Source organism: Vibrio sp. 10N.222.48.A3 (assembly GCF_041475345.1).
In the GTDB taxonomy this organism is placed as follows: Bacteria; Pseudomonadota; Gammaproteobacteria; order Enterobacterales; family Vibrionaceae; genus Vibrio; species Vibrio tasmaniensis_A.
Genome location: NZ_JBFRVX010001562.1, coordinates 1 through 3,232 on the forward strand (window position 1 = coordinate 1; position 3,232 = coordinate 3,232).

A 3,232-nucleotide genomic window follows, 5' to 3' on the forward strand; every position below is an offset into this window, starting at 1 on the left:
TGGGCCAAGGTAATGTACGTTACTCAACTCAGGCAGCATGATCGTATCAAGCTCATTTGGGCCAATAAATACAAAGTCCCATTCCGGCATTGCTGTCGCGACATGATCAATCATTTCATAATCAAGCCACTTAGAAAGGCTGCCATAAAAACCAGCAATAGGGCGGTGGTTGCTTGGTAAATCTTTTGCTCTTGGTGCAGGTGTAGAAAATAGCCCGACATCGACACCATGTGGTAAGAGCTGAGCTTTCTCGCTAGGGAATTTGTCCATCAACTTTTCACTAGCAGCGAAGATCAAATCTGATTTTTCAATGAGTTCTAATTCATGCTTTGCGACCGTCTTGTGGTCTACGCCCGCAAGTGCACTAAAATCATCCCCACAGTAATAAACAACCGCTGACTCGCCTAAGTGTCCGCACAGATCAACAGCAGTCGGAAGAGAACTCCATAGGATAGGCGCGTTAAGGTTAAGCTCGGCAATCACTGGTTTTAGTTGGTGCAACATCATTTGCTGAGCCAACTTTCTACAAAATTTAGAAGCAGGCGCAGGGATTGTCTTTAAGTTAACGATAGTAATGTTGTCGTGTCCCTCAGAGTCGAGCATGTTTTGAGTAACGGCTTTGGTTTTGCCAAACAATTTGTGGAACGCTCGGGTGGCATCTTTAGCTGACAGCTTCGGTTGTCTTAGGCCAATAGAGTTGACCCATAAGACTTTGTGTTGCTTAGCAAGGTGACGCACTAAATGTTGAGTTGATGACGGTAGGCCGCCAAAGTCTTCACCAAATACGATTAAATCACGCATGGTCACCTCCATGAGTCTCTAATGAATCGAATACATCGGATTCAGTCACTTCAACGGATTTAATCTGTCCGACTACTCGAGCTGGGTTACCACCTGCGATTGCGAAGGCCGGGATATTCTTTGTTACTACGCTGCCTGCGGCTATAACGGCACCTTCGCCGATAGTTACGCCGCCTTTTACAGTTACATTGGTTCCCAACCAAACGTCAGGTTCAAGAATGATGTCGCCGATTTGCTGAGGGTCATCACCTTCACCTTGCGCTCGACGTTTTGCATCTAGCGGGTGACCAGAGTATCCAAATAGAAACGCGCCGCCAGCGATTCGTACGTTGTCAGAGATAACGACTTTACCGCCAACAGCGATAGTCGACTGCCAACCGATGTCGACGTTGTTGCCAATCGATAATAGTGGGTGTTCCAAGCCTTCAAGTGGCTGAGTACAACCAGAGAATGTCGTGTGGCCAGAGATACGGCAGTTATCGCCAATCGAAATTTGCACCGGACCGCTGACGAAAGGCAGACCACCATACAAATACAGGCGCTTGCCACATTGAGCCACACGACCTTTGAAAGCCGGTGTCCAGTAGAAGAATCGCGTCAAGCCAGAAACCAAACTTACCACTAGCTTGTGCGCTTGATAGAGGCAACGATTAAGTATTTGAGGGGTAGGTAGCTCTGCGCTTCTGATGTCTTTCAAAATGAAAAACACATTTCTAATTCGAGAATTAGGATGAAACTTAAGCCAATGTTTGAATTGATGTATAGATACTGACGTCATAATGAAAATCCTCTATTTTGTTATATAGAAGTACTTTCATATACTGTGCCATTTAATAAATATAATATTTTCAACGAGTTAAAATGTGGGTTTTAGGTTTTCTCATTTTGACAGGCAGTTTGAGATACGTTTGAGACGCAAACTGTGAGCGCTGCGAGGATATAAATCGGCCAGTTGAAGCCTTGAGTCAAAAACGTACCCGACACGATTGTTCCAATCAGACCTGCATAGATCGCATAGGCGACCGCATTTAGTTCAGGTGCGATTTCTGTGGTTGAGTTTTTTAATCTGGTGAGTGTGGATCGGGAGGTTTTGATCAAAGAAACGATAAGGCAGACAAAAATGATAAGACCAATGAAGCCAGTCTCTGCTAACACACCAAACCACGTACTGTGAACGGCGTGATTCAGTCCGTCCCAGTGCGAACTGTAAAAGAAGTAATTCGAGAAGAAGTTGTTCAACCCTACGCCAGTCAGTGGATTCTCAACCGCCATTTTTACTGCCGCTTCCCAGGCATATATTCGACCCATTGCAGATTCATCGATACCTTGTTCAGCGGCACCACCAGAAGCTCTGTCTGAGATCCCAGCAACTAAATAGAGCGCCACGGCCGCGATGGTTCCTACGGAGATTAACAGGACTTTAGAACGAACTAGTTTCCACGCAAAAATACCAATCACCGCAATACAACCCAGTAATCCGCCACGGCTTTGAGTCGCAATAATGGCGGCGAGCAGTAACAAACAGACTAACCCGCTGATTAAACGTTTGGACCGTGAGATGCCAGATGTGGTGGCTTGGCTTATCGTAAAGGCAAGGGGGAACATCAGTACCAGTGCTAAGTCGTTAGGGTCACCTAACATAGAGCCAAAATCGCGCCCAATAGTTACGCGCGAGCCTTCAACAAGCCCAATACCATTTACTGAGTTGTACACGGCAATAAAACTGACTAAAGCGCCTGCGTAGATAATCGTCATCGCGGTTTTTGCAAGATTTTCCGTGGTGTTTACTAACCAAGTAATCGCCAGCGTCATGACGATTATTTTCCAATAAACACCTTTGAATTCTGCAAATGCTATGGGCCTGTTAGACGCGAAGATAATACCAATGAAAACCAATACCCAAAATATGGCGAGCCAATTTAAACAAGGGTGCCAAAAGATTTTTAGCTCTTTACTGATTAGTGCATGCCAGATCAGAGCGGACAGGGCACCTAATGAAAGCATCAGCGGTATTTTTAACGAATAGAGTTGAGGTATGGCTTCGTGAATTCGGAAAAATGAAAAGACAACGAACAGTAGAACTAGCCAGAATGTCTTGTTTAACACGAATAACCCAGCTAATGGCACAAGAGCGAGCGCTACAATGACAGCAGGGTGAGGCACAAAGTACCAAACAATACCAAGCCCAACACACAAGGTGCTGATAGTGATGATGACTGGCAATCTATTGGCTTCAGGGGTGAGCATTGTAATCTCTATTGCTGAGTAAACTATTCATGGCAGCTCTCTATCGTTATACATTTGAAAGTCGTATCTAATGCGTGATGTTAAAGGTTGCAAAGCGAGTGCCAGTTATGCATTTCATTTAACCAACTGATTTAATGATGGATTATGGAGTAAGACTATAATCTTAAGTTGAGATTTGTCACTG

The 3,232-nt window shown here is 44.8% G+C and carries 3 protein-coding genes; all 3 read right to left on the reverse strand.

Annotated features, from left to right (window positions below; translation table 11 throughout):
• A partial coding sequence (locus AB4653_RS27735) for a glycosyltransferase family 1 protein (protein ID WP_372105852.1) occupies positions 1–801 on the reverse strand: 801 nt, incomplete at its 3' end.
• A complete protein-coding gene (locus AB4653_RS27740) occupies positions 794–1,579 on the reverse strand; it encodes a DapH/DapD/GlmU-related protein (protein WP_009846767.1) in 786 nt (261 codons plus the stop codon). The genes AB4653_RS27740 and AB4653_RS27735, both read right to left, overlap by 8 nt.
• A gap of 92 nt (positions 1,580–1,671) precedes the next feature.
• A complete protein-coding gene (locus tag AB4653_RS27745; RefSeq protein ID WP_009846766.1) occupies positions 1,672–3,048 on the reverse strand; it encodes an O-antigen ligase in 1,377 nt (458 codons plus the stop codon).
• Positions 3,049–3,232: the final 184 nt, after the last annotated feature.